Source organism: Aeromonas sp. BIGb0405 (assembly GCF_024807335.1).
GTDB classification, from domain to species: Bacteria; Pseudomonadota; Gammaproteobacteria; order Enterobacterales; family Aeromonadaceae; genus Aeromonas; species Aeromonas rivuli.
Window position 1 is genome coordinate 334,911 of sequence record NZ_JANUEP010000004.1, and the last position, 19,564, is coordinate 354,474.

General features: G+C 58.6%; 22 protein-coding genes. 9 read left to right on the forward strand and 13 right to left on the reverse strand.

Annotated features, from left to right (window positions below):
* Nucleotides 1-16 precede the first annotated feature (16 nt).
* The gene (locus tag M2366_RS12845; RefSeq protein WP_259269885.1) at nucleotides 17-1,921 is read left to right on the forward strand and encodes a transcription antiterminator; all 1,905 of its coding nucleotides are present in this window, start codon (nucleotides 17-19) and stop codon (nucleotides 1,919-1,921) included.
* Nucleotides 1,922-1,939: 18 nt separating this feature from the next.
* Here the strand turns inward: M2366_RS12845 and npr are convergent, their stop codons facing one another.
* The 10 genes from npr to M2366_RS12895 form a co-directional block, all read right to left on the reverse strand.
* Nucleotides 1,940-2,212, reverse strand: a complete 273-nt coding sequence (gene npr, locus M2366_RS12850; RefSeq protein ID WP_005891045.1) for a PTS phosphocarrier protein NPr — start codon at nucleotides 2,210-2,212, stop codon at nucleotides 1,940-1,942.
* Between the two features lie 19 nt (nucleotides 2,213-2,231).
* A complete protein-coding gene (gene rapZ / locus M2366_RS12855; RefSeq protein ID WP_224431891.1) occupies nucleotides 2,232-3,098 on the reverse strand; it encodes an RNase adapter RapZ in 867 nt (288 codons plus the stop codon).
* A gap of 47 nt (nucleotides 3,099-3,145) precedes the next feature.
* Nucleotides 3,146-3,592, reverse strand: coding sequence for a PTS IIA-like nitrogen regulatory protein PtsN (gene ptsN, locus M2366_RS12860; protein WP_042041906.1), 447 nt, complete (start codon nucleotides 3,590-3,592; stop codon nucleotides 3,146-3,148).
* A 2-nt stretch (nucleotides 3,593-3,594) separates the two neighbouring features.
* A complete protein-coding gene (gene hpf / locus M2366_RS12865) occupies nucleotides 3,595-3,882 on the reverse strand; it encodes a ribosome hibernation promoting factor (RefSeq protein ID WP_042041907.1) in 288 nt (95 codons plus the stop codon).
* A gap of 21 nt (nucleotides 3,883-3,903) precedes the next feature.
* Nucleotides 3,904-5,343 carry an RNA polymerase factor sigma-54 gene (locus M2366_RS12870; RefSeq protein ID WP_224431890.1) on the reverse strand — a complete coding sequence of 480 codons (1,440 nt, stop codon included), beginning with the start codon at nucleotides 5,341-5,343 and terminating at the stop codon, nucleotides 3,904-3,906.
* Nucleotides 5,344-5,408: 65 nt separating this feature from the next.
* The gene (gene lptB / locus M2366_RS12875) at nucleotides 5,409-6,134 is read right to left on the reverse strand and encodes an LPS export ABC transporter ATP-binding protein (protein WP_042041909.1); all 726 of its coding nucleotides are present in this window, start codon (nucleotides 6,132-6,134) and stop codon (nucleotides 5,409-5,411) included.
* Between the two features lie 3 nt (nucleotides 6,135-6,137).
* Entirely contained in the window at nucleotides 6,138-6,662 is a 525-nt protein-coding gene (gene lptA, locus M2366_RS12880) for a lipopolysaccharide transport periplasmic protein LptA (protein ID WP_042041910.1), read from the reverse strand.
* Nucleotides 6,649-7,209, reverse strand: a complete 561-nt coding sequence (gene lptC, locus M2366_RS12885; RefSeq protein ID WP_042041962.1) for an LPS export ABC transporter periplasmic protein LptC — start codon at nucleotides 7,207-7,209, stop codon at nucleotides 6,649-6,651. The genes lptA and lptC overlap by 14 nt, the downstream gene beginning before the upstream one ends.
* Nucleotides 7,209-7,763, reverse strand: coding sequence for a 3-deoxy-manno-octulosonate-8-phosphatase KdsC (gene kdsC / locus M2366_RS12890; RefSeq protein ID WP_259269886.1), 555 nt, complete (start codon nucleotides 7,761-7,763; stop codon nucleotides 7,209-7,211). The genes lptC and kdsC overlap by 1 nt, the downstream gene beginning before the upstream one ends.
* Nucleotides 7,763-8,758 carry a KpsF/GutQ family sugar-phosphate isomerase gene (locus M2366_RS12895; RefSeq protein WP_042041912.1) on the reverse strand — a complete coding sequence of 332 codons (996 nt, stop codon included), beginning with the start codon at nucleotides 8,756-8,758 and terminating at the stop codon, nucleotides 7,763-7,765. Before M2366_RS12895 ends, kdsC begins: the two co-directional genes overlap by 1 nt.
* A gap of 206 nt (nucleotides 8,759-8,964) precedes the next feature.
* Here M2366_RS12895 and mlaF point away from each other — a divergent pair, with 206 nt between their 5' ends.
* From mlaF to murA, 7 genes are read left to right on the forward strand one after another with little or no spacing between them, the layout of a single operon-like run.
* On the forward strand, nucleotides 8,965-9,765 hold the full coding sequence (gene mlaF / locus M2366_RS12900) for a phospholipid ABC transporter ATP-binding protein MlaF (RefSeq protein ID WP_042041913.1): 801 nt from the start codon (nucleotides 8,965-8,967) through the stop codon (nucleotides 9,763-9,765).
* On the forward strand, nucleotides 9,765-10,544 hold the full coding sequence (gene mlaE / locus M2366_RS12905) for a lipid asymmetry maintenance ABC transporter permease subunit MlaE (RefSeq protein ID WP_042041914.1): 780 nt from the start codon (nucleotides 9,765-9,767) through the stop codon (nucleotides 10,542-10,544). Before mlaF ends, mlaE begins: the two co-directional genes overlap by 1 nt.
* A gap of 7 nt (nucleotides 10,545-10,551) precedes the next feature.
* Complete coding sequence (gene mlaD, locus M2366_RS12910; protein WP_042041915.1) at nucleotides 10,552-11,049, forward strand: outer membrane lipid asymmetry maintenance protein MlaD; 498 nt, start codon at nucleotides 10,552-10,554, stop codon at nucleotides 11,047-11,049.
* A gap of 2 nt (nucleotides 11,050-11,051) precedes the next feature.
* On the forward strand, nucleotides 11,052-11,684 hold the full coding sequence (gene mlaC / locus M2366_RS12915) for a phospholipid-binding protein MlaC (RefSeq protein WP_042041916.1): 633 nt from the start codon (nucleotides 11,052-11,054) through the stop codon (nucleotides 11,682-11,684).
* Complete coding sequence (locus tag M2366_RS12920) at nucleotides 11,681-11,953, forward strand: lipid asymmetry maintenance protein MlaB (protein ID WP_042041917.1); 273 nt, start codon at nucleotides 11,681-11,683, stop codon at nucleotides 11,951-11,953. The genes mlaC and M2366_RS12920 overlap by 4 nt, the downstream gene beginning before the upstream one ends.
* A complete protein-coding gene (gene ibaG / locus M2366_RS12925) occupies nucleotides 11,953-12,210 on the forward strand; it encodes a BolA family iron metabolism protein IbaG (RefSeq protein ID WP_005891007.1) in 258 nt (85 codons plus the stop codon). The genes M2366_RS12920 and ibaG overlap by 1 nt, the downstream gene beginning before the upstream one ends.
* Nucleotides 12,211-12,227: 17 nt before the next feature.
* Entirely contained in the window at nucleotides 12,228-13,484 is a 1,257-nt protein-coding gene (gene murA, locus M2366_RS12930; RefSeq protein ID WP_042041919.1) for a UDP-N-acetylglucosamine 1-carboxyvinyltransferase, read from the forward strand.
* Between the two features lie 76 nt (nucleotides 13,485-13,560).
* Here the strand turns inward: murA and pmbA are convergent, their stop codons facing one another.
* Nucleotides 13,561-14,904 carry a metalloprotease PmbA gene (gene pmbA, locus M2366_RS12935; protein ID WP_042041921.1) on the reverse strand — a complete coding sequence of 448 codons (1,344 nt, stop codon included), beginning with the start codon at nucleotides 14,902-14,904 and terminating at the stop codon, nucleotides 13,561-13,563.
* A 112-nt stretch (nucleotides 14,905-15,016) separates the two neighbouring features.
* Between pmbA and yjgA the strand changes: the two genes are divergently transcribed.
* On the forward strand, nucleotides 15,017-15,541 hold the full coding sequence (gene yjgA, locus M2366_RS12940; protein WP_042041922.1) for a ribosome biogenesis factor YjgA: 525 nt from the start codon (nucleotides 15,017-15,019) through the stop codon (nucleotides 15,539-15,541).
* 75 nt (nucleotides 15,542-15,616) lie between these two features.
* Here yjgA and M2366_RS12945 read toward each other — a convergent pair whose 3' ends face one another.
* Together M2366_RS12945 and tmaR are read right to left on the reverse strand one after the other, a co-directional pair.
* Nucleotides 15,617-18,715, reverse strand: a complete 3,099-nt coding sequence (locus M2366_RS12945; protein ID WP_042041923.1) for a transglycosylase domain-containing protein — start codon at nucleotides 18,713-18,715, stop codon at nucleotides 15,617-15,619.
* 205 nt (nucleotides 18,716-18,920) lie between these two features.
* Nucleotides 18,921-19,238, reverse strand: a complete 318-nt coding sequence (gene tmaR, locus M2366_RS12950; RefSeq protein ID WP_042041924.1) for a PTS system regulator TmaR — start codon at nucleotides 19,236-19,238, stop codon at nucleotides 18,921-18,923.
* Nucleotides 19,239-19,564: the final 326 nt, after the last annotated feature.

Genomic DNA, 19,564 nt, shown 5'->3' on the forward strand with positions numbered 1-19,564 from the left:
AGCGACCCAGACCCCTATGAAGTTTCCCACTCCCCGCCTGAACCAGTTGCTGGATGCCCTGCGCGATCAAGCCTTGCCCCAGGAGGAGCTCGCGCGCCAGCTGCAGGTCTCGACCCGCACGGTGCGCACCGATGTCTCTACCCTCAATGAGCTGATCGCCAACCACGGTGCCCACCTCATTCATCAGCGTGGTGCCGGTTATCGGCTCAAGATCTACAACCAGACGCTCTTCGATGCGCTGCTTGCCAGCCGCCAGCAGGAGGCGAGCCTGCCACGCACCAGCCGGGAGCGGGTGTTGCATCTGCAGATCATGCTGCTCAGCGCCGAGCAGGGGATCAGGCTGGAAGACCTGGCCGATACCTGGTATCTGAGCCGGGCGGCACTGCAGGGGGACATGGCCGAGGTGCGCGAGCGGTTGGCTCACTTCGGGCTGACCATAGAGAGCAAGGCTCGCCTCGGCATGCGCATCCAGGGCGAGGAGACGGCGATCCGCGCCTGCCTGACCCAGTTGCTCTATCAGGAGCTGCTCCATAACACCCAGTTGCAGAGCCTGCTGCCCACCCTCTGCCCCAGCAAGACCCTGGAGGTGCTCGGCAATCGGATCCACGAGCAGCTCAGCCACCACCAGTTGCGACTGACCGATGAGGGGCTGCAGCAGCTGACCATTTACTGCGCCGTCGCCTTGCTGCGTCTCGCCGCAGGGCATGAACTGGCCCAGTTCGATACCGAAGACTTGACCGACAGCATGTTGACGGCGGCCGAAGCCATCTTCGCGCAACTGCCCAGCCTGACCCGGCCGGGTGCAAGCGAGCTGACCTGTCTGGCCATCCAGATCCAGGCGCGGGTCATTGCCGATAACCCCCTGCTCAATCCGGTCATGGCCGCGGAGAGTGAACGGCTCGTCAGCCATCTGCTCGATTATATCCATCAGCATTTCCCCTATGACCTGCGCCACGACGCCCAGCTGCGCGGGGATCTGCTCACCCACATCAGCACCATGCTACTCCGGGTCAAATACCAGATAGGCAGTCACAACCCGCTGGCCGAGCACATCAAGCAGCACTATCCCCTCGCCTACGACATCACCCTTGCCGCCATCTCCGAGTGGATCAGGCAGACCCCTTACCGGCTCACCAACCACGAGATTGGTTACCTGGTGATCCACATAGGGGTCGGGCTGGAGCGTCACTACGACATCGGCTACGAGCGTCGCCCCCATGCCCTGCTGCTCTGCGATGCGGGCAATGCCACCTTCCGGGTACTGGAGGCCAGCATCAGACGTGAATACCCGCAACTGAGGTTCACCAGCCTGGATTCGGTACGCGACTACGAAGCCCTGGACAGGCTGGATCAGGATTTCGTGATAAGCACGGTACGGGTGAGCGAGAAGGGCATCCCAGTGGTACAGGTCAACCCTTTTCCGACCCAGTATCAGCTGGAGCAGCTCGGCAAGCTGGTGCTGATCGATCGCACCCGCCCCTACCTGCTCGACAAATACTTCAGCGAGCGCCACTTTCTTATTCTCAATGAAGCCATCAGCCAGAGTCAGCTACTGATGCGAGTCTGCGAGCAGTTGGAAGCGGAAGAGATGGTCGAGGCCGGTTTTCGCGCCTCTCTGTTCGAGCGCGAGCACATCGTCTCCACCATGCTGGGGGAAGGGATAGCCCTGCCCCACTCCCTCGGCCTGTTGGCCAAGCGCACTTGTGTCTATACGGTGCTGGCGCCACAAGGCATAGAGTGGGGCAACGGCGAGAGTGCCAGCCTCATCTTCGTGCTGGCCATCAGCAAGGGGGACTATGAGGAGGCCATGGGCCTCTACGATCTCTTCATCAGCCTGATGAACGAGAAGGCCAGCAAGAGTCTGCTGGCCTGTGAAAACTTCGCCAGTTTCAAGGCGCTGGCACGCACCGGGCCCCACTAACCAGGGGAGTGGCCGGCCCTACTCCTCGTTGAAACCCGAGGTGAACAGCGCCACCACTGCGGCCAGGGCCGCCTCTTCCTGGGGCCCTTCGGCCTGCACTTCCACCTGCTTGCCCTGGGCAGAATCCAGCATCAGCATGCCGATGACGCTATCGGCATCGGCCTCGACCCCCTCTTCGTTACGCAGCAGCACATGGGCATCGAACCCCTGTACCAGCTCGAACAGCATCATGGCCGGACGCGCATGCATGCCCAGCTTGTTCTTCACTTCTACCGAGGCGGAAACTGTCATCTGACCTCCCGTTGGGCCATCAATGTTGCGGATCGCGTTTGTCCAGGGTGCGATGGCGGATCTGCACGTTCTTGCCGAGCCCCTCAAAGGTGCGGGCCAGCTGTTCGGCGATAAACACCGACCTGTGCTGGCCACCGGTACAGCCAATGCCGACCGTGAGGTAGCTGCGGTTGTTGCGCTCCAGGGCTGGCAACCAGGTCGCCAGCATGTTCTCTATCTGCAGGGTGAACTGCATCACGTCCGGCTGACTGGCCAGGTAGCGAGCCACGGGCTCGTCCTTGCCGGTAAAGGGCTTGAGTTCGGGGATCCAGTGCGGATTGGGCAGGAAGCGGGCATCGAACACGAAGTCGGCATCCTTGGGAATGCCATATTTGAAGCCGAACGACTCGAACACCAGCACCAGTTCGTTCTCTTTCTTGCCGAGCACCCGGGTCTTGATGAGCTCGCTCAGGTCATGGATGCTGAGGCTTGTGGTGTCGATGCGCAGGTCGGCGCTGGCCGAGATAGGCGCCAGCAGATGGGTCTCTTCACGGATCGCCTCGTCCAATGAGAGGCGCTTGCGAGACAGCGGGTGCAGGCGGCGGCTCTCGCCATAGCGCTTGAGCAGGGTACTGTTCTCGGCATCGAAGAAGAAGCTGCTGTACTGCACCCTGCCATCGTTGCGCACCTGAGCAAGCAGCGTCTCTAGCCGCTCCGGATCGCTGGGCAGATTGCGCACGTCTATGCTGACCGCCAGCTTGTCGTACTGACTCTGTACCGACACGATCAGCTGGGGCAATAAATTGACCGGCAAGTTGTCGACACAGTAATAACCGAGATCTTCCAGCACCCGCAGGGCGACTGTCTTGCCCGACCCGGATCGGCCACTGACTACGATGAGCTGCATCTTGCGCCCTCCCACAACAAGGATTGATTAGAGCTGAGTGATGCCCATCAGGCGGAGATCATGATCTGGTAGAGATCATCATCGCTGCTGGCCTGGCGCAACTGGCGGCACACCGCCTTGTCACCGAGCTTGGATGCCATCAGGGAGAGGGTCTTGAGGTGCTGCTTGCACTCACTCTCCGGCACCAGCAACGCAAACAGCAGATCGACGGGCTGATTGTCGATGGAGTCAAAGGGGATGGGTTCTGCGAAGGTCATCAGGACGGCCGTCGGCGGGAACTCGTCGCCGATACGACCGTGGGGAATGGCGATCCCGGCACCTATGCCGGTGCTACCCATCTTTTCACGGGCAAGCAGACATTCAAACAGGGCCTGGCGTGAGGTTCCCAGCCGCTCGGCGGCCAGTTCGCTGATGATTTCCAGGGCGCGTTTCTTGCTGGTACAAGGGACCGCACTCTTGGTGCAGTCCCGACTCAGTATGTGTTCAAGTTGCATAGTTATTTTTGATTTAGCTTGTCTTTGTGCTTGATGATCTGTCGATCAAGTTTGTCGAGCAGGCTATCTATCGCAGCATACATATCTGCATGTTGTGAGTTGGCGAACACTTCGCCCCCGCTGACGTGTAGCTTGGCTTCGGCAATCTGGTTCAGTTTTTCTACGCTCAACACCACGTGAACATTGTTGATCTGGTCAAAGTGACGCTCGAGTCTGGCAAACTTGTTATTCACATAATCACGTAGTGCTTCGGTGATCTCTACGTGGTGTCCGGTCAAGTTAATTTGCATAACGTCTTCCTTTTGTTTTGCCTAAACCAGGCGTTTGCGCTGATTGGACGGTGGTATCAACAAGGATTCACGGTATTTGGCGATCGTGCGTCGTGCCACCATAATACCCTGTTCGGCCAACAAATCCGCGATCTTGCTATCACTTAACGGTTTCGCCGGGTTCTCCGCCGTCACCAGCTTCTTGATCAGGGCGCGAATTGCAGTCGATGAACATTCACCTCCTCCTTCGGTATTGACGTGGCTGGAGAAAAAATACTTCAGTTCGAAGATGCCGCGCGGGGTATGCATGTACTTCTGGGTAGTCACCCGGGAAATAGTCGATTCATGCATCTCCACCGCCTCGGCGATGTCGTTGAGCACCATGGGTTTCATGGCCTCTTCGCCATATTCAAAGAACCCCTGCTGCTGCTCCACGATGCAAGTGGCAACTTTCAGCAGCGTCTCATTGCGGCTCTCCAGGCTCTTGATGAACCACTTTGCATCTTGCAGATGGGAGCGAATGAACTGGGTATCCTGGCTGGTGCGCGCCTGGCGGGCCATGGCCGCATAGGTCTCGTTGACCCGAATGCGCGGTGCCGAATCCGGATTGAGCTCCACCACCCAGCGATTCTGACGCTTGATGACGGACACATCCGGGATCACATACTGGGAGTCACTTTGCACCACCCTGTTGCCGGGTCTGGGCTCGAGTTGCTGGATAAGGTCGATGACCTCCTTGAGATCCCCCTCCTTGAGGCGGGTCTTGCGCGCCAGGGTGCGATAGTCACGATTGCCCAGCAAATCCATGTGCTCGCCAATCACCTCCCGCGCCTCGGCCAGCCAGGGCAGATCGGGGCTGAACTGACCCAACTGGATCAGCAGGCACTCTTGCACCGAACGGGCGGCGATGCCCACGGGATCGAAATGCTGCACCCGCTTGAGCACGGCTTCCACCTCGTCGAGCTCTACCTCAACCTCTTCGCTGCTCACCGCCTGCCGGATATCCTCCAGGGGACTGGTCAGGTAACCGGACTCATCAATGCCATCGATGATGGCCAGGGCGATGGCGGCATCGACATCGCTAAAGGGGGTGAGTCGCATCTGCCACAGCAGGTAGTCCTGCAGGTTTTCGGTGGTTTCCCCCTGGTAGACGCTCTCTTCCCCCTCAAAGACGGGCCCCGCACTCTGGCCAGTACCGGCCGAGTAGACATCATCCCAGCTGCTGTCGACCGGCAACTCGTCAGGCATCTGTTCCTGCGCCATGGCCTCGCTGCTGTCGAGCTGACTCTCGTCTTGCTTGACCTCGGCATGGGTCTCCTGCAGCTCGGCCTCTTCTTGCTCGAGCAGGGGGTTGTTATCGAGGGCTTGCTGGATCTCCTGCTGAAGTTCCAATGAGGAGAGCTGGAGCAGACGAATCGCTTGTTGTAACTGTGGCGTCATGGTCAATTGCTGACCGAGGCGCAACTGGAGTGTCGGCTTCATCTACGTCGGGATATCCTTATATTCAGCGAGGCGGTCATCAGGCAGCAAAGGGTGATTTCCCCTTACTATAGACTGAATTGATCGCCCAAATAGACACGCTTGACCTGTTCATCGGCCAGGATCTCGGCTGGAGTGCCTTCCGCTATCATCTGGCCATGGCTGACGATATAGGCCTTCTCGCACACGTCCAGCGTCTCCCGCACGTTGTGGTCGGTGATAAGCACACCCAGGCCCCGCTCCTTGAGGTGCTGGATGATCTTCTTGATGTCGATGACGGAGATGGGATCTACCCCGGCAAAGGGCTCATCCAGCAGGATGAAGCGCGGTTCGGCGGCCAGGGCACGGGCTATCTCGACTCGGCGTCGCTCGCCACCGGACAGGCTCTGGCCCAGGTTGTCGCGAATGTGGGTGATGCTGAACTCTTCCAGCAGTTGCTCAACCTTGTCTTCACGCTCCTCCCGACTCAGCCCCTTGCGGGTCTGCATGACCCCCATGAGGTTGTCATAGACGGAGAGGCGACGAAAAATGGACGCTTCTTGCGGCAAGTAACCGATGCCATTGCGGGCACGGATATGCATGGGCTGCAGGCTGATGTCCTGCTCATCGATGGTGATAAGGCCCGCATCGCGCTGCACCAGGCCAACAATCATGTAAAAAGAGGTGGTCTTGCCCGCACCGTTCGGGCCGAGCAGACCCACGATCTGGCCAGTGCCCACTTCCAGGCTGACATCACTGACCACCATGCGCTTCTTGTAGCTCTTCTGCAGCCCTGCTGCTTTCAACACGGCCATGGTTTATTTGTCCTGCTTCTTGTCGGCGGGCTTGTCGAAGTTCTCAACCTGATCAGGCAGGAAGACCGTCTTGACGCGATTGGTCTCCCCCTTGCTCTCGGCGATCATCTTCTGCTTGACGATGTCATAGCGAATGAGGTCGCCGTTGACCTGGCTGTCCTCCTGCTTGAGTTCACCGTTGCCGGTAATGGTCACCAGGCGGTTCTTCAGCTCATAGCGGATGCTGTCACCGTGCGCATTGACCGGCTTGCCGTTATCGAGGATCTGGAAGAAGGTGGCGGGCTTGCCATAGGCGGTCATCACCTCGGCACCCTTCTCGCCGGAGCGGATCACCACGACCTTGTCGGCCTTAATCTTGATGGTGCCCTGGGTGATGATCACATCGTCACTGAAAGTGACGCGGTTATCCTGCATCTCGGCGATCTGCTTGACGGCGTCCACATACACCTTCTCGGCGAAGTCGGACTCTTTGGCGTTGACGCCGCCGCACAGCAGCAGTGCCAGGACGGCCAGATTAACGTTTTTCATTGAAATAGATGGCATGACCTTGATCCAGTAATTCGAAATATTTGCGATCCAGATGACCCTTCAGGCCCACGCCCTCGGTCTGGAACTCTTTGGCGACTATGTTGACCTGCCGATTGCTTCTCACATCCTGGGTCACCAAGTCCAGCTCCAGATAGGGTGTGTCCAGGGTGGAGATGAAGGAGGTGGGCAAGAGGCCATCGAGATGGACCTTGTCGCGCAGTATCACGTTGTCGTCCGTGTTGAGCACTCCCGTCTCGGCGGTCACCTTCCACTCTTCCTGACCCTTGTCATCAAACAGATAGACGATGGGCTTGTCGAAGGTAGCCTGCTCGAGCAGCTGAAAATACTCGGCATAGACAGACTCCAGCCGCTCGCTGCGCTTGCCTGTCTCGTCGAAGCGGGTGGTCACCAGATCCTTGGCGATGAAGTCCGGCTGATAATGTTCTGTCTTGGTCGCGGCTGGCGGCGCCAGGGTCACGTCTCCCAATTGCCAGATGGCCAAGGCAGCCAGGAAGAGCACTGCAAACAGCAAGGTCTGGCGATTGATCATGCCGACACCTCGGCCAGCTCATCGGCATGGCCCTGAGCCTGCAAGATGAGATCGCACAACTCGCGTACCGCCCCCATGCCGCCACCCAAACGGGTGACCAGATCGGCCCGGGCCGCAACCAGTGGATGAGCATCGGCAACTGCGACCCCCAGCCCACAGGCCTGCATCACCGGCAGATCTATGGTGTCATCCCCCATATAAGCGGCCTGGTTGGCCTCCAGGCCCAGTTTGGCCAATAGCGCCTCAAAGTGAGGCAGCTTGGTGTCCGCCCCCTGTACCAGATGCTTGACCCCCAGACTCGCCATCCGGTTGCTGACGATGCGCGAGTTGCGGCCGGTGATGATGGCAATCTCAACCCCCGCCTTCATCAAGGCCTTCATGCCTGCCCCGTCCCGGGTGCAGAAGGTCTTGAGCTCTTCGCCATCGTTGCCCATATAGATGAGGCCATTGGAGAGCACGCCGTCCACGTCGCACACCAGCAGGCGTATACGGGCAGCCTTCTCATACTGGGCTGCCGTCACTGGGCCATAGGGCGTTGCAATCTGTTGCATCAAATCACTCCCGCCTTGAGCAGATCGTGCATGTTGAAGGCACCGAGCGGTCGTTTGTCCGCATCAACTACCAACAAGCCATTGATTTTTTTCGTTTCCATCAGCTTTACCGCCTCGGCGGCCATCATCTCTGGTCTTACGGTAACACAGTTGGCCGTCATCACCTGCGCGATAGGCGTGCTGTGAATATCGACCCGCAGATCCAGGATGCGGCGCAGGTCACCATCGGTAAACAGGCCGGCCAACAGGCCGTCGCCATCGACCACGGCCGTCATGCCGAGCCCCTTGCTGCTGACTTCCAGCAGAGCCTGACTGATGGTGGCATCTATCCCTACCCGGGGCAACAGATCTCCGGCATGCATCAGATCGCCAACCCGCAGCAGCAGGCGCTTGCCCAAGGATCCCCCCGGATGGGAGAGCGCGAAGTCATCGGCGGTGAAGCCACGGGCTTCCAGCAGAGCCACCGCCAGAGCATCTCCCATGACTAAGGTGGCCGTGGTGCTGGAGGTAGGGGCCAATCCCAGGGGGCAGGCCTCTTGCTCGACCCTGACGCAGAGATGCACATTCGCCTCTTTGGCCATGGTCGAGGCTGGATTGCCGGTCATGCAGATGAGCGGTATGCCCCGGCGCTTGAGTACCGGCAGCAGGGCCAGGATCTCGTCGCTCTCCCCCGAGTTGGAGATGGCGATGATGAGATCCCCTGCCGAGATCATGCCAAGGTCCCCATGACTGGCTTCGCCAGGATGCAGGAAAAAGGCCGGGGTACCCGTACTGGCCAGGGTAGCGGCAATCTTGTTGCCGATGTGGCCGGACTTGCCCATGCCAGTGATGACTATCTTGCCCCCGCAGCCCAGCATCAGCTGGCAGGCACGAACAAAGGTCTCGTCCAGATACTGATGCAAGCCCTCGATGGCTTGTTTCTCTATGTCCAGCACCGCTTTGGCACTGCGACGAAAATCGAACATTTCAGACAGGTTTTCAGGCTTGATAGACATATGGGGAGAGCTCCGGGCCGAAATTAGCTGCGGGATTATAAAAAAGTCTGTCCAGATAAGCGAATCTGATGGTTTCTGGTGAGCATGATGGGGGGCGAAAGGCCGGAAACTGTCGCCGACAGAGGGGACGGGCCTGCTCAATAGTTGTGCCTTGTTGTTGCTTAGACCTAGACTAGCCCATAAAATTCGCTCTTCATTTGCACCCGATGGACAATTGTTTGAACAACGATCTGATCACCATCTCCGATCTCAGCTTCAGTCACGGCGATCGCCTGCTCTACGACAACATCAGCCTCACCATCCCCCGTGGCAAGGTGACCGCCGTGATGGGGCCAAGCGGGATCGGCAAGACCACGCTGCTGCGGCTGATAGGCGGTCAACTCAAACCCGATGCTGGCACCATACTGTTTGACGGTGAGGACGTGCCCAGCCTGTCGCGCGGCCGACTCTATACCCTGCGCAAGCGGATGAGCATGCTGTTCCAGAGTGGTGCCCTCTTCACCGGCATGACGGTGTTCGACAATGTAGCCTTCCCCCTGCGTGAGCACTCCGGCTTGCCCGAGGCGCTGATCCACACCATCGTCATGATGAAGCTGGAAGCCGTCGGTCTGCGCGGCGCGGCATCCCTGATGCCCTCCCAGCTCTCGGGGGGCATGGCCAGACGCGCGGCCCTGGCAAGGGCCATCGCCCTGGATCCGGACCTCATCATGTTCGATGAGCCCTTCGTCGGCCAGGATCCCATCACCATGGGGGTGCTGGTAAAACTTATTCGCGAGCTCAACGATGCCCTTGGCATTACCTCCGTCATCGTCACCCATGATGTCACCGAGGTGATGGGCATCGCCGATTACGCCTATATCATCGCCAATCGCAAGGTCGTGGCCCAGGGCACACCCCAGCAGTTGCGGGAGGATCGCAATCCCGAGGTCGAACAGTTCCTGCAAGGGCTGCCCGATGGTCCGGTTCCATTTCATTTCCCGGCTGGCGAACTGCTACAGGATCTATGATGTTGATAAGTCAAATAACCCAGTTGGGGCGAGCCGGGATCCAGTCTCTGACCGCCATGGGACGGGCGACCATAATGCTGTTTCACGCCCTGGCCGGTCGCCCGCAACCGCGCAAGCACTTCCCGCTGCTCATCCAGCAGCTCTATGTGGTGGGGGTGCAGTCGGTCGCCATCATCCTGGTCTCCGGCCTCTTCATCGGCATGGTGCTCTCGCTGCAGGGTTACAACGTACTGAAAGACTTCGGTGCAGAAGGCAGCCTGGGGCCGCTGGTCTCCCTCTCCCTGCTCCGTGAGCTGGGTCCTGTGGTCACGGCGCTGCTGTTCGCAGGCCGGGCCGGTTCAGCACTCACCGCCGAGATAGGTTTGATGAAGGCGACCGAGCAGCTCTCCAGCCTCGAGATGATGGCGGTAGATCCCCTGCGCCGCGTGGTCGCCCCCCGTTTCTGGGCTGGCGTCATCAGCATGCCGCTGCTGGCCTTCATGTTCAGCCTGATTGGCATCATGGGTGGCAAATTGGTCGGGGTAGACTGGCTCGGTGTCGATGAGGGCGGCTTCTGGTCCGCCATGCAGGCCGCGGTAGACTGGCAGGACGACATCATGCAGGGCGCCATCAAGAGCGTGATCTTCGCCCTGGTTGTCACCTGGATTGCGCTCTTTAACGGTTATGATGCCAAACCCACCTCGGCTGGGATAAGCCAGGCCACGACCCGCACCGTGGTCAACTCCTCCCTGGCCGTGCTCGGCCTGGATTTTATACTCACCGCAATCATGTTTGGATAAGGTAAAGATGAAGTTCAGCAAAGTAGAATTCCTGGTTGGCGCCTTCATGCTGGCCGGCATCGCGGCCATTCTGGCGTTGGCATTGCAAGTCGCCGGTTTGAGCTTTAAACCTGAGGGAGAAACCTATACCCTGCGCGCCCATTTCGATAATATCGGCGGCCTGAAAGTGCGCTCGCCGATCAAGGTGGGCGGCGTGGTAGTCGGTCGAGTCAGTGACATCAGCCTGGACAGCAAAACCCAGGTGCCCGTTGTCACCCTGGAGATGCAAAAGAGTGCCGGAGAGTTCTCCGAAACCAGCAGCCTCTCCATCCTGACCTCTGGCCTGCTCGGCGAGCAATATATCGGCCTGGCACCCGGTTTCTCCGACGAGGAGATGGGGACAGGCATGCTCAAGAATGGTGACACCATAGAAGACACCAAGTCCGCCATAGTGCTCGAGGATCTGATTGGCAAGTTCTTGTATAGCCAATCTTCCGACAGCAAAGACGACACCAAGAAGGAGTAACCATGTTGAAGAAAATGACCCTGCTGATCGGGCTGATGACCAGCATATTGTTCTCCTTGGTGGCCCAGGCCGAGAGCTATCCGAGCGACCCCTATGCTCTGGTCGATACCGCAGCCAAGCAGACGTTCGCCCGCTTGAAGGCCGATCAGGCACAAATCAAGCAGGATCCGGATCACCTGAGAGTCATCATCCGCGAAGAGCTGCTGCCCTACATCGACACCCGCTTTGCTGCCTACAAGGTGCTCGGCAACCAGATCAAAGAGACCACCCCGGCCCAGCGTGATGCCTTCGTGCAGGTGTTCACCGAATACATGGTGAGCTCCTATGCCGATGCCCTTGCCCATTTTGACAAGCAGGTGGTCAAGGTTGAACCGGGCAAGCCCGCGACCGGTAACATCACGGCGGTCAGCGTCAGCGTCAAGGAGAGCGGCAAGCCCGATCTCTTCCTCGAATTCAAGCTGCGCAAGAACAACAAGACCGGTGAGTGGAAGGCGTTTGACATGGTGGCCGAAGGTATCAGCCTGCTCTCCGCCAAGCAGAGCGAGCTCGGTGGCCTGATCCGCCAGAACGGCATAGACGCCGTGATTGCCCAGCTGCAGGCCCACAACGCCAAGCCGCTGGTACTCAAGTCATGACATTCGGTGCCGACCTGCAATCCGAGCAGGTCATCACTCTGTGGCAGAGCCGCGATCAGTGGTGGCAGCAAGACAGTCTGGACCTCAGCCAGGTCGAGCGACTCGACTCCGCCGGGCTGGCGCTGCTGGTCAAGTGGGCCAAGGCCGCACTGGCCCGGGGCGCCCAACCACAGCTGATCAATGCCACCGCCGACATCTATACTCTGGCGACCCTGTACGGGGTCGTCGCTCTTTTCCAACCCATTGCCCAACAAACCGAGGACGCATAATGCAAGTCTCTGAAATTGAAGCACTACTCCTAGAGGCATTGCCCCTGTCCGAAGTGCACGTCAAAGGGGATGGCAGTCACTACCAGGTGATCGCCGTCGGCGACATGTTCGACGGCATGAGCCGGGTCAAGAAGCAGCAGGCCATCTACGCCCCGCTGATGGACAAGATCGCCACCAACGCCATTCATGCCCTCTCCATCAAGGCCTTTACGCCTACCGAGTGGGCCCGTGAACGCAAATTTATCCTGCCCTCCTGATTTGGTATTTAAGTAACATGGACAAATTCAAGATCGATGGTCGTTGTACTCTCAACGGCGAAGTGACCATCTCCGGCGCCAAAAACGCCGCCCTGCCGATCCTGTTCGCCACCTTGTTGTGTGACGAAGAGATCCAGCTCTCCAACGTGCCTCGCCTCAAAGATGTCGGCACCACCCTCAAGCTGCTGGAGATGCTGGGTGCCAGCACCAAGGTCAACGGTAACGTGACCGTACTGACCGGTGCCGTCAACAACCACGTCGCCCCCTATGAGCTGGTCAAGACCATGCGCGCCTCCATACTGGCCCTCGGCCCCCTGGCCGCCCGCTTCGGTGCCGCAGACGTCTCCCTGCCTGGCGGTTGCGCCATTGGAGCCCGTCCGGTCAACCTGCATGTGCATGGCCTGGAGCTGATGGGTGCCAAGATCACCATCGAAGATGGTTACATCAAGGCCCGTGTCGATGGTCGCCTCAAGGGTGCCCACATACTGATGGACATGATCTCCGTCACCGGCACCGAGAACCTGATGATGGCCGCGGCCCTGGCCGATGGCCGCACCGTGATCGAGAACGCCGCCCGTGAGCCGGAAGTGGTCGATCTCGCCAACTTCCTCAACACCCTCGGCGCCAAGGTACAGGGTGCAGGCACAGATACCCTGACTATCGACGGGGTCGAGAAGCTGCACGGTGGCGCCTACAGCGTCCAGCCGGATCGCATCGAAACCGGTACCTTCCTGGTCGGTGCCGCCGTCACCGGTGGCAAAGTTGTCTGCCGCAAGACGGACCCCTCCCTGCTGGAAGCTGTGCTGGTCAAGCTGGAAGAGGCTGGCGCACTCATCGAGAAGGGCCCAGACTGGATCAGCCTCGACATGACAGGCCGCACCCTCAAGCCGGTCACCATCAAGACGGCTCCCTACCCGGCCTTCCCGACCGACATGCAGGCCCAGTTTACCGTGTTGAACGCCGTCGCCAAGGGCACCGGCATGGTCACCGAGACCATCTTCGAGAACCGTTTCATGCACGTGCCCGAGCTGGTGCGGATGGGCGCGGATATCGAGTTGCAGGGTAACGTTGCCATCTGCCGTGACACCGAGCAGCTCAAGGGTGCCCAGGTCATGGCCACCGATCTGCGCGCCTCCGCCAGCCTGGTTCTGGCTGGCTTCGTCGCCGAAGGCACCACCATAGTCGAGCGCATCTATCACATCGACCGTGGCTATGAAGACATAGAGCACAAGCTGCAAGCCCTGGGTGGTCGCATCGAGCGCATCGCCGGCTAAAACCCATGCTGGCCAATAAAAAAGGCCCCCTCGCCAGGCGAGGGGGCCTTTTTATATTGTCTTGGCTGGCAAAGACTCAGTGGCCGGCCAGCTTCATGTTCTCGATCAGCACAGAGCCGGTCTTGAGGCTGGAGCGTTCATCTTCGTCGGTACCGACTGCCACTATCTGGCGGTACATGTCATTGAGGTTGCCCGCGATGGTGATCTCCTCGACCGGGTAGGCTATCTCGCCATTCTCGACCCAGAACCCAGCCGCGCCACGGGAGTAGTCGCCATTGACGATATTGACCCCCTGCCCCATCAGCTCGGTCACCAGCAGACCCGTGCCCATCTCCTTGAGCAAGCTCTGGAAATCCTGACCCGTGTTTGACACCTGCCAGTTGTGAATGCCACCGGCGTGGCCCGTGGTGGTCAGCCCCAGCTTGCGCGCCGAGTAGGAGGTGAGCAGCCAGCTCATCAGGCTGCCATCGCGGATGATGTCGCGATCCTGGGTACGCACCCCCTCACCATCGAAGGGCGAACTGGCCAAGCCCCCCAGCAGATGGGGGAACTCCTGGATCCTGAGCCAGGCAGGCAGGATCTGTTCACCCAGTCGACCTTGCAGGAAGCTCGACTTGCGGTAGAGATTGCCGCCGCTGATGGCCATCACCAGATGCCCCCACAGACCGGCTGCGGTATCGGGGTGGAAGAGCACAGGAGCATGGCGGGTCGTTATCTTGCGGGCACCAAGGCGGGCTAGAGTACGCTCTACGGCCTCATCGGCGATGCGTTGCGGGCTCCATAGCCCGGCAAGGTCACGGCTGGAGGAGTAACCATAATCGCGCTGCATGTCGCCATCCTGCTCCCCGATCAGCATGCAGCTCAGGGAGTTACGCGAGGCCGCATAGCCCTTCACAAAACCGTGACTGTTGCCATAGACCTTGATACCGAGGTGGCTGGAGAAACCGGCACCATCGGAGTGCTTGATCCGGCTGTCGCGATTCAGGGAGAGCCGCTCGCACTCGATAGCCAATGCGATGCCACGCTGGGGATCCAGTTCTATGGGGTGACAGAGTTGCAAGTCCGGGGCATCCCAGGCGAGCAGCTCGGGATCGGCCAGGCCGGCACAATCATCGGCCGAAGTGTGGCGGGCAATCTCGATGGCCGCTTCGACGGCGGCACGAATCGCGGACTGGCTCAGATCCGTGGTCGAGGAGGATCCCTTGCAACCGTTGCGGTAGACGGCGATGCCCAGCGCCCCATCCTTGTTGAATTCGATGCTTTCCAGCTCGCAGCCGCGGGTATTGACCGACAAACCGGTCTGCTTGCTGATAGAGACCTCCGCCAAGGAGGCGCCCAGCCCTTTGGCAATCTCAAGCGCCTCGGCCACCACGGCTTCCAGTTGCGCCTGATCCTGGCGGATTTCGTCTTGCTGCGTCATAACTCAAGTCTGCGTGAAGAAAGGAAGGGGGCTAAGCATATCAGACCCCTGCGCCCAGCGGGAGAAACTGGTAACATATCGACCAAACGCGAATGACAGGATATGAAGAATAATGAGCCACTTTAACGATGAGCAAGAGTTGGATGACTGGGGCCCCAGCAAGAGCCAGTTGAAGCGTGAGGCCGAGATACTGCAGCAGATGGGTGATGATCTCGTCGATCTCAGCCACAGCGAGCTGGAACGTATCACACTGGACGAAGAGCTGGCGGAAGCCATCGAGCTGGGTCGTAAACTCAAGCCCAAGAAGGATGAGTCCTACCGCCGTCACCTGCAGTTCATCGGTAAACTGATGCGCAGTCGCGACATAGCGCCCATCACCGAAGCACTGTCGATCTTCAAGAATCGCCACTCCACCATCAATGCTCGCCTGCACCGCCTGGAGCAGTGGCGCGAGCGCTTGATCGTCGAAGGGGACGAGGCTCTCAATGAACTGATGTCCCAGTTCCATGAACTGGATCGCCAGAAGCTGCGCCAGTTGATCCGCAACGCCAAGAAAGAGCGCGAGCATAACAAGCCGCCTGCGGCATTTCGCGAGATCTACCAATATCTGCGTGGCGAGATAGAAGACCAGTTGTAAGGGAAGTGATGGACGGATATCGCTATAAAAACGGGGCCATCAGGCCCCGTTTTCGTATCTGGCATTCCCTTGTTCTCAACCCGCAACCGGCGCCAGACACTGGGTCTGGGTCCCAGGCACCAGATAAGGTGTGAGCAAGGGTGCCATGCCCTTGAGCACCTGCACTGGCAGCGCCGACGTGAAGCGGAACTTGTCTGACTGACTGCCAGGTACATAGGCGGTCAGGGTTCCGAAGTGATCATCGCCGATGAAAAACACGAAGGTAGCCGTGCGGTTACGAGCCAGGGAGCTGGTGACGTTGCCGTAGCGTCCCACGGTTTCGAGCCTGTTGTCCCCTGTCCCCGTCTTGCCACCCATGGTCAGCACTGTGCCGTCGGCCAGGGTAAAGGCGCCAGAGATGCGCCGCGCCGTGCCGCCTTCCACCACTTTGGAGAGCGCACCTCGCAGGGCTGTCGCCACCTCGGAGGGTAGCACCCGCTCACCCTGGGTATGGAGTGGCTCAAACTCGGTCTCGAACGGCGTGCCCTTGGCAAACGACAGGTGGTCGATGCGCAAGGTCGGTGCCCGGATGCCATCGTTCTGAATGATACCCATCAGCTCGGCCAGAGCCGCTGGCCGGTCGCCCGAGCTGCCCAGGGCAGTGGCCAGAGAGGGCACCAGGTGATCGAACGGATAGCCCACCTTCGCCCAGCGCTGATGAATATCGAGGAAGGCCTCCACCTCCAGCATGGTACGAACCCGGGTATCGCGGGCACTGCGATGGCGGGTCTTGAACAACCAGCTATAGACCTCCTGACGTTCGTCCCGACTCGCCAGCACCGCATCGGCGAACGTCGCCTTCTCATAGGCCTTGAGATAGGAGACCAGCCAGAGTTCGAGAGGGTGTACCCGCGCGATATAGCCCTGATCCGGTAGTGAATACTTACCTGGACCATAAGAGTCATAGAGCTGGCTGATACGCTTTTCACTCAACTGATTACGCAGCACCTTGGGCAGACGCGCATCCAGGAAGGCGGTGAAGGTCGGTAAATCCGCATCGGGGTAGAGATAGCGATGCACCGCCGCCAAACGACTCGCACTCGGTTTGAGCCCATCGAGGAAGGTATCGATCTGCTCGGTCGGGGTCTTGCCATTGTATTTACGCCAGAAGCGCAGCAAATAGGTCTGCCCCTCCTTATCGGCAAACCGGGTCAGATACTCGGTGCGGCGCGGATCCTTGTCATCCTTGAGCAGCTGATTGCGGTTACCTTCCTTGTAGAGGGTATAGCGCACCAGATCACGCATCAGACGCACGAATGGCAGGTTGAGGGACTCTCGCAGCGCGTCACGGATCGATGGATTGCGATTGTTATCGTACTTGTTGAAGTTGTTGAAGGTGTGCATGCCGCCGCCCGTGAAGAAGCCTTCATAGGGGCTGGCCGAATATTTGCGATCCAGTGCCACCTCCAGCATGGTGGACAGGCTCTTGTCCTTGGCCGAGGCCAGATAGGAGACTGCCCAGCGGCTGATGTTGTCCTGGGGGGAGAGATCCAGCTTGCGCAGGTTCTCAGCCGGCATATCCACATAGTTGTCATGCAGCTCGGCGACGATCTGCAGATAAGTCGTCAGCACCCGCAACTTGGCGGTAGATCCCAGCTCCAGCTTGCTGCCCTCGTTGATGTCGAAGGGTTGATCCGTGTTGTCAGTCTGTACCCGAACCTTGAAGCCATCCTGGGATTTCTCGAACAGGGTAAAGCTGTAACGCACATCCCCCGTCTTCTCCGGCGAGAGTAACCGCTCACCAAATAAACCGACTTTCTCGGCAAAGACGGGATCGGCCAACTGATGCAGGTAGCCAGTGATCTCTTTTTGCAGCGGCATATTGAGGCTGGTCTCGGCGGTCAAATCCATGCGATCCAGATCGTACAACTGCACCCCTAGCTGGCGGCTCAAACGAGTGCGAGCAACCTGCAACCCCTTGTTGTTATTGACCTTGGTAATAGCAGGTGACTGCAAGAAATCCCGGTATTTGATCTTGGCCTTAAGGCCAGCCGCCATCAGATCCGGGGTGATCATGCCCTCTTGCACAAAGAGACGCAGATAGCTGTCGGTGAGCGCGGACAGGGCATCACGCCCCTGAGCGAGGTAGTAGGAGGGACGACGGTGGGCGATCATCAAGGAGACCACCTGGCGCAGTGCCAACCCTTTATCGTCCAGGGAGGCATCCTGATTGCGCGCAGGATCGAGCAGGCGATTCACCTCGGCCACATCGGCACCAAACCATACCCAGAGACCATCACCCAGTCCATGCACCTCGCCATGACCAGGGGCCGCCGACAAGGGGACAGAGTTAAGGTAGGCCCAGGCGACCAGTTTGCGCGCTTCCAGGGTTTCAGGCCCCAATCGATAAGCCCTTACGCTGGCTGAAATCATCTGACGGATCTTCTCAGTCGGCGAGACGGTCAAACCATCGGGTGAGTGCCGGTATTTCTCCACCTGGGTCGCCAGGGTGCTGCCACCCGCCGACTGCCCTTCCATGTCCAGCGCCTTGCCAAGCTGGGAGACGGCCGCCTTGGTAAAGCGTGGCCAGTCGACAGCGGGATTCGCCAAAGGCTGCTCATTACTCAGCAGATCGCGGTTCTCGATGAACAGCAAAGACTGCACGACCAGAGGCGGGATCGCGGCAAAATCGGGGTAGTAATAAGTGGGATAGTGGAACGCGTAGAAAGAGTCGGCCCGGCAGTCATGCAGGGTCAGACCAGCCTGTACCTTCTCGGTGTATGGTACGAAGAAACCACGTTTGGCATAGTCGTAGAGCGCATCGGAGAAGCGTACCTGCGCGCTCACCTCATAGCCTCGCTGAAGCAAGCGCTCCTGCATCATGGGCAACAAGACATAGCCCAACCGTTTATCAAAGGGGCCGTCATCCGGGAAGATAATCTGTTTGCTCGGCCCTGGCTCGACCTGATATGTCAGCTTGGCCGCATAACGGGAAATCTCTTGTGATTGAAGCTTGGAGGTCTTCATCTCGTAAGCGATCAGCAGGCCTGCCGCTATCAGGCAGAGCAAGATAAACAGACAGAATAGCCAACGCCACCAGGAGCGACGCTTGCGCTTTTTGGGACCGCCCTCTGGCGGGACGGGAAACTCTTGAGGTGCCACTGTATCCAGATCCGTCCGTTGTAATGCGCCCATATTTGCCCACCATGGTTACGCAATTTATTGTGTTTCACTCAAGCTTAGTCTTTTCAAGTCAATGGCTTGAAAACTATTCACCGCTTCGTGCCGATGGTAACAGGCCGACCTCCAAAATGGGAGTCGATTGTCTCGTTCTAACCCGCTGTACTCATGCAAAAACACCGGCGATGTGCCGGTGTTCAATATCTCTATCCTGGATGGATTACTTCTGGGAGCTCATCGCTTTCAGCTTGGAGCTCAGCTCCTTACGCTCCTTGGAGAGCTCAGCATTCTTGATGATATGGTCATCGACTCGCTCTTCATAGTCGGTGCGCATGTTGGCGATGATGGCCTGAACTTCATCTATGCTCATGCCCGGCTTGATGTAGTCACTTAGGTTATCGAGCAACAGTACTCGCTTCTGGTTATCACGGATTTTTTTCTCGTTATCGGTGATCTCGCGTTTGAGCTTGTTCTGACGACGAGACATACGCACGTATTCCAATACATCGCTAAAAGTAGATTTATTTACTTGTTCCATATCGATACCACTGACTCAAGGTTGATAAAAGCGGGGGGCAGGTTACGCCTGATACGAAAAACCATCTGCAGAAAAGCAGGCGAACATCACATCTCTTCACTCTACCGAGTTATATGACAGATACAAGCCTATTGCGTGCTAACGCTAGATGTCCGGCCAGTAAACATATGATTTGAAAAGAGGAAGTAAGCAGAAGGTAACATGGAGGATCTATTCCTTCCGGAATTTCAAGCATGAAAAAAGCCCGCTCGTGAGAGCGGGCTTCAGGGTCTTGCTACCAGCCAAATGCGTCTGCATTTGTGGCCAATCACATCGCTGTGACCGTA

Coding starts and splice junctions, on each gene's coding strand:
- M2366_RS12845 (WP_259269885.1), top strand. CDS start 17: ATGAAGTTTCCCACTCCCCGCCTGAACCAGTTGCTGGATGCCCTGCGC.
- npr (WP_005891045.1), bottom strand. CDS start 2,212: ATGACAGTTTCCGCCTCGGTAGAAGTGAAGAACAAGCTGGGCATGCAT.
- rapZ (WP_224431891.1), bottom strand. CDS start 3,098: ATGCAGCTCATCGTAGTCAGTGGCCGATCCGGGTCGGGCAAGACAGTC.
- ptsN (WP_042041906.1), bottom strand. CDS start 3,592: ATGCAACTTGAACACATACTGAGTCGGGACTGCACCAAGAGTGCGGTC.
- hpf (WP_042041907.1), bottom strand. CDS start 3,882: ATGCAAATTAACTTGACCGGACACCACGTAGAGATCACCGAAGCACTA.
- M2366_RS12870 (WP_224431890.1), bottom strand. CDS start 5,343: ATGAAGCCGACACTCCAGTTGCGCCTCGGTCAGCAATTGACCATGACG.
- lptB (WP_042041909.1), bottom strand. CDS start 6,134: ATGGCCGTGTTGAAAGCAGCAGGGCTGCAGAAGAGCTACAAGAAGCGC.
- lptA (WP_042041910.1), bottom strand. CDS start 6,662: ATGAAAAACGTTAATCTGGCCGTCCTGGCACTGCTGCTGTGCGGCGGC.
- kdsC (WP_259269886.1), bottom strand. CDS start 7,763: ATGCAACAGATTGCAACGCCCTATGGCCCAGTGACGGCAGCCCAGTAT.
- M2366_RS12895 (WP_042041912.1), bottom strand. CDS start 8,758: ATGTCTATCAAGCCTGAAAACCTGTCTGAAATGTTCGATTTTCGTCGC.
- mlaF (WP_042041913.1), top strand. CDS start 8,965: ATGGACAATTGTTTGAACAACGATCTGATCACCATCTCCGATCTCAGC.
- mlaE (WP_042041914.1), top strand. CDS start 9,765: ATGTTGATAAGTCAAATAACCCAGTTGGGGCGAGCCGGGATCCAGTCT.
- mlaD (WP_042041915.1), top strand. CDS start 10,552: ATGAAGTTCAGCAAAGTAGAATTCCTGGTTGGCGCCTTCATGCTGGCC.
- mlaC (WP_042041916.1), top strand. CDS start 11,052: ATGTTGAAGAAAATGACCCTGCTGATCGGGCTGATGACCAGCATATTG.
- M2366_RS12920 (WP_042041917.1), top strand. CDS start 11,681: ATGACATTCGGTGCCGACCTGCAATCCGAGCAGGTCATCACTCTGTGG.
- ibaG (WP_005891007.1), top strand. CDS start 11,953: ATGCAAGTCTCTGAAATTGAAGCACTACTCCTAGAGGCATTGCCCCTG.
- murA (WP_042041919.1), top strand. CDS start 12,228: ATGGACAAATTCAAGATCGATGGTCGTTGTACTCTCAACGGCGAAGTG.
- pmbA (WP_042041921.1), bottom strand. CDS start 14,904: ATGACGCAGCAAGACGAAATCCGCCAGGATCAGGCGCAACTGGAAGCC.
- yjgA (WP_042041922.1), top strand. CDS start 15,017: ATGAGCCACTTTAACGATGAGCAAGAGTTGGATGACTGGGGCCCCAGC.
- M2366_RS12945 (WP_042041923.1), bottom strand. CDS start 18,715: ATGGGCGCATTACAACGGACGGATCTGGATACAGTGGCACCTCAAGAG.
- tmaR (WP_042041924.1), bottom strand. CDS start 19,238: ATGGAACAAGTAAATAAATCTACTTTTAGCGATGTATTGGAATACGTG.